We start from the raw sequence: 3675 nt of genomic DNA, 5'->3' as shown, positions 1-3675 counted from the left end.
CGACCCCGCGCGGCTGCGCCGGCTGCGCGACCTCACGACCGGGGAGGCGGCGGCCGACCCGGCCCTGGCGGAGGCGGTGGCCGCGATCGCGCTGCGGGTCCGGGTCGAGCTCGCGCGGCGCGAGAAGCCCGGCTTTGTGTCACCGGACTGAAAACCACGCTGTTTCAGGGATTTGTCGCCGAACCCCCCTTTTCTTTCCGGCAGGGGCGCGTCTATGTTCCGCCCGCTTTGAACCGGGGTGTCGGGTCGCTGTCGGGAAGGCGGCCTCAGCCTTGCGCCGGGGGATTGGACTCATGCTCGTGACGCTGCCGCCCGACTACCGTCCCTCGGACACCGAGGAATTCATGAACCCGGTGCAGCTGGAATACTTCCGACAGAAGCTGTTGCGATGGCGCCAGGACCTGTTGCGCGAGGCGGGCGAGACGCTCTCCTCGCTCTCCGAGGGCGGCATCGCCGAGCCCGACCTCACCGACCGCGCCAGCGTCGAGACCGACCGGGCGCTGGAACTCCGCACCCGGGACCGCGCGCGCAAGCTGATCAGCAAGATCGACCAGGCGCTCGAGCGGATCGAGAACGGCACCTACGGCTATTGCGAGGAGAGCGGCGAGCCGATCGGCCTGCGCCGGCTCGAGGCGCGCCCCATCGCCACCATGTCCATCGAGGCGCAGGAGCGCCACGAGCGCATGGAGCGCGTGCACCGCGACGACTGAGCGCGGGCGGCCATGCACGAGGCCCTCGCGGATTTCGCAGCCTGGGCCTGGGCGCGGCATCATAATGAGTGGAGCTGGTATGTCCGGCCCCTCTTTCTCATTCCTTATTGCTGGTTCGCGTGGCGGCGGAGCCTGGCCGGGCTGATCGTCACGGTGCTGGCGCTCGCCACCAGCATGTTCTGGTTCCCGGCGCCGGCGCAGCCTTCCGCACTGGCCGCCGAGGTCCTGGCTGCCGAGCGGGCCTATCTGCTGGCTCCCTGGACTCCGTGGAAGGTGGCGGTGGCGCTGCTGGTGCCGCTCGGCTTGACCGCGCTGGCCCTGGCCTTCTGGCGCCGGTCGCTGGCCTGGGGGCTGGTGGTGCTGAACGCGCTGCCGCTGGCCAAGATCGCCTGGAGCTTCGTGGTCTTCTCGCGCCAGGGCGCGCTGCATCACCTGGTGCCGGCCGTGCTCGGGCTGCTCGCGTGCAACTCGGCCGTGGCCGGGGCGCTTTGGTGGCGCGCGCGGTTCAGGGCAGGGATGGCGGCGGATCGTCCAGCTCCGCCGGCGCCACCGCCAGCGGGTCGCGCGCGATGAGGCCGGCATCGTCCTCGGCCACGCGGCCGACGCGCGCGGGCACGGGCCAGAAGGCCAGCAGCCCATCCTGCGCGGGCCTCAGCAGCGACGCCGGGTTGTCGCCGTCCAGCCATGCGTCCCAGTCCTCGCGCGGCAGGATCACCGGCATGCGCTCGTGCAGCAGCGCCTGCCGGCCGGCGGCCGCGCAGGTGATGATGGAATAGGTGCGCAGCCAGTCGCCGTCGGGCTGCTTCCAGCCCTCCCACAGCCCGGCGCAGGCCATGGGCTCGCCCGACTTCAGGGAACAGGCGAAGGGCTGTTTCGACTTCCCCTCGCTGCGCCATTCGTAGAAGCCGTCCATCGGCACGAGGCAGCGGCGCTTCGCGAAGGCGTCGCGGAAGGCGGGCTTCTCGGCCACCGATTCGCCACGCGCGTTCATCATGCGTGCGCCGCCCGTCGCATCCCTCGCCCAGTGCGGCACCAGGCCCCAGCGCAGCACGTCGAGGTGCCGCGCGCCGGTCTCGGGGTGGCGGCGCACCACCAGCCCGTCCTGCGTGGGCGCCTTGTTGAAGGAAGGCAGCAGGTTCGGCACCGCATTCGTGGTGCCGAAGTAGCGCGCGATGTCGCCCGATCCCCGCGCCTGGAAATACCGTCCGCACATGAGTTTGTCCGCCGCGCCGTTAGCCGCCGCGTCAACCCTAACGGCTCGGCGACAGCGGGGGCAGCGCCCCCGGGCGCCAAATTGGCGCCCCGGGACGACGTTCCATTTGACGATGCCATGCGTAAGCCGCGGCTCTGCCTCGTCAACCTCGCGGTTCGGCCGAGGATGATCTCGACCAGGGAAGGGAGCGTTCATCCCTGCGCCGCCGAGGAGGCAGGCGGCGCAGGGTATTGCCTCAACGTCCGGAGGCAGCCTGCTCCATCTGGCGCAGCACGCCTTCCAGGTTGAAGCTGTCCGGCCGTTGTCGCGGCGGGAATTCCCGGAAGCTCTCGTAGAACTGCCGCGCCATCGCCTGGGCCGGGACCAGCAGATAGACGCGGTCCATGAACCAGTCGTTGTAGGTGTTGCTGGCGTCGTCGGCGCGCTCGAACGGGTCCATGCGCAGGTCGAAAAGCTTCGGTACGCGCAGCTGCACGAAGGGTTCCCGCCACACGCCGAAGCCGACGCCGCGCTGCTCCAGGAAGACGACCTTCCACCGCTCGTAGCGCATCGCGACCATCTGGCCGTCGTCGTTGAAGTAGTAGAATTCCTTGCGCGGGCTTTCCTGCGCCTGCCCGGTCAGCACGGGCAGCTGGTTGTAGCCGTCGAGATGCACCTTGTAGCTGCGGCCCTGCGTGGCGAAGCCCTGCAGCAGCTTCTGCTTGATGTCGGGCTCGCCCGCCGCGGCGACCAGCGTCGGGAACCAGTCGAGGTTCGAGGTGATGCCGTTGCTGACGCTGCCCGGCGCGATGCGGCCGGGCCAGCGGATCGCGCAGGGCGTGCGGAAGGCGCCTTCCCAGTTGGAGTTCTTCTCGCTGCGGAAGGGCGTGATCCCGGCGTCGGGCCAGGCGTTGTAGTGCGGGCCGTTGTCGGTGCCGTAGATGACGATGGTGTCGTTCGCCATGCCGAGGTCGTCGATCTTCTTCAGGATCTGGCCGACATGGTCGTCGTGCTGGATCATGCCGTCGGCGTAGAAGTTCAGTCCTGACCGCCCTCGGTAGCGTTCCGGTACATGGGTGCGGAAATGCATCCGGCTGGCGCAGACCCACAGGAAGATCGGCTGGTCGTCGCGCCGCTTGCGCTCCATGAAGTCGAGCGCGCCGGCGACGAACTCGTCGTCCACCGTCTCCATCCGTTGGCGCGTCAGCGGCCCGGTGTTCTCGATGCGCTGCGTGCCGTCCGGGTTGGCCCAGGACTTGATCACGCCGCGCGGGCCGAAGCGCCGGCGGAATTCCGGGTTGCGCGGATAGTCCACGTTCTCCGGCTCTTCCTCGGCGTTCAGGTGATACAGGTTGCCGAAGAACTCGTCGAAGCCGTGCATGGTCGGAAGGTGCTCGTCGCGATCGCCGAGGTGGTTCTTGCCGAACTGCCCCGTCGCGTAGCCCATGCCCTTCAGCACGCGCGCGATGGTCGGGTCCTCGGGCTTCATCCCGGCTTCGGCGCCGGGCAGCCCGACCTTGGACAGGCCAGTGCGCACCGTCGCCTGGCCGGTGATGAAGGCCGACCGGCCGGCGGTGCAGGACTGCTCCGCGTAGTAGTCCGTGAAGGTCATGCCTTCCTGGAAGACGCGGTCGATGTTGGGCGTGCGGTAGCCCATCTGGCCGCGGCTGTTGTAGCTGATGTTCCACCAGCCGATGTCGTCGCCCCAGATGACGACGATGTTCGGCCGCCGCGCGGCGCCTCCCGCGGCCGCCGGCGCCGGCGCGGCCGGGC

4 protein-coding genes are annotated in these 3675 nt (G+C 69.6%); 2 read left to right on the top strand and 2 right to left on the bottom strand.

All coding sequences use genetic code 11. From position 1 onward, the window contains the following. Nucleotides 1–293: 293 nt before the first annotated feature. A complete protein-coding gene (gene dksA / locus HW578_RS24330) occupies nt 294–710 on the top strand; it encodes an RNA polymerase-binding protein DksA (RefSeq protein ID WP_198373289.1) in 417 nt (138 codons plus the stop codon). Between the two features lie 12 nt (nt 711–722). Beyond that, entirely contained in the window at nt 723–1283 is a 561-nt protein-coding gene (locus HW578_RS24325; protein WP_198373288.1) for a hypothetical protein, read from the top strand. Here the strand turns inward: HW578_RS24325 and HW578_RS24320 are convergent. After that, nucleotides 1216–1923 carry an SOS response-associated peptidase gene (locus HW578_RS24320; RefSeq protein ID WP_198373287.1) on the bottom strand — a complete coding sequence of 236 codons (708 nt, stop codon included), beginning with the start codon at nt 1921–1923 and terminating at the stop codon, nt 1216–1218. The genes HW578_RS24325 and HW578_RS24320 overlap by 68 nt on opposite strands. Nucleotides 1924–2158: 235 nt before the next feature. After that, nucleotides 2159–3675, bottom strand: a 1517-nt coding sequence (locus HW578_RS24315; protein ID WP_198373286.1) for an arylsulfatase, incomplete at its 5' end; no start/stop codon positions are given.

Origin of the sequence: Roseomonas rosulenta (assembly GCF_016106005.1) — a bacterium.
Taxonomy (GTDB): domain Bacteria; phylum Pseudomonadota; class Alphaproteobacteria; order Acetobacterales; family Acetobacteraceae; genus Neoroseomonas; species Neoroseomonas rosulenta.
This window is presented reverse-complemented; position numbering and strand designations above follow the sequence as displayed.

What these genes read in the sequence shown, in the direction of transcription:
- HW578_RS24325 (WP_198373288.1), top strand. Translation starts at nt 723, where the DNA reads ATGCACGAGGCCCTCGCGGATTTCGCAGCCTGGGCCTGGGCGCGGCAT.
- HW578_RS24320 (WP_198373287.1), bottom strand. Translation starts at nt 1,923, where the DNA reads ATGTGCGGACGGTATTTCCAGGCGCGGGGATCGGGCGACATCGCGCGC.
- dksA (WP_198373289.1), top strand. Translation starts at nt 294, where the DNA reads ATGCTCGTGACGCTGCCGCCCGACTACCGTCCCTCGGACACCGAGGAA.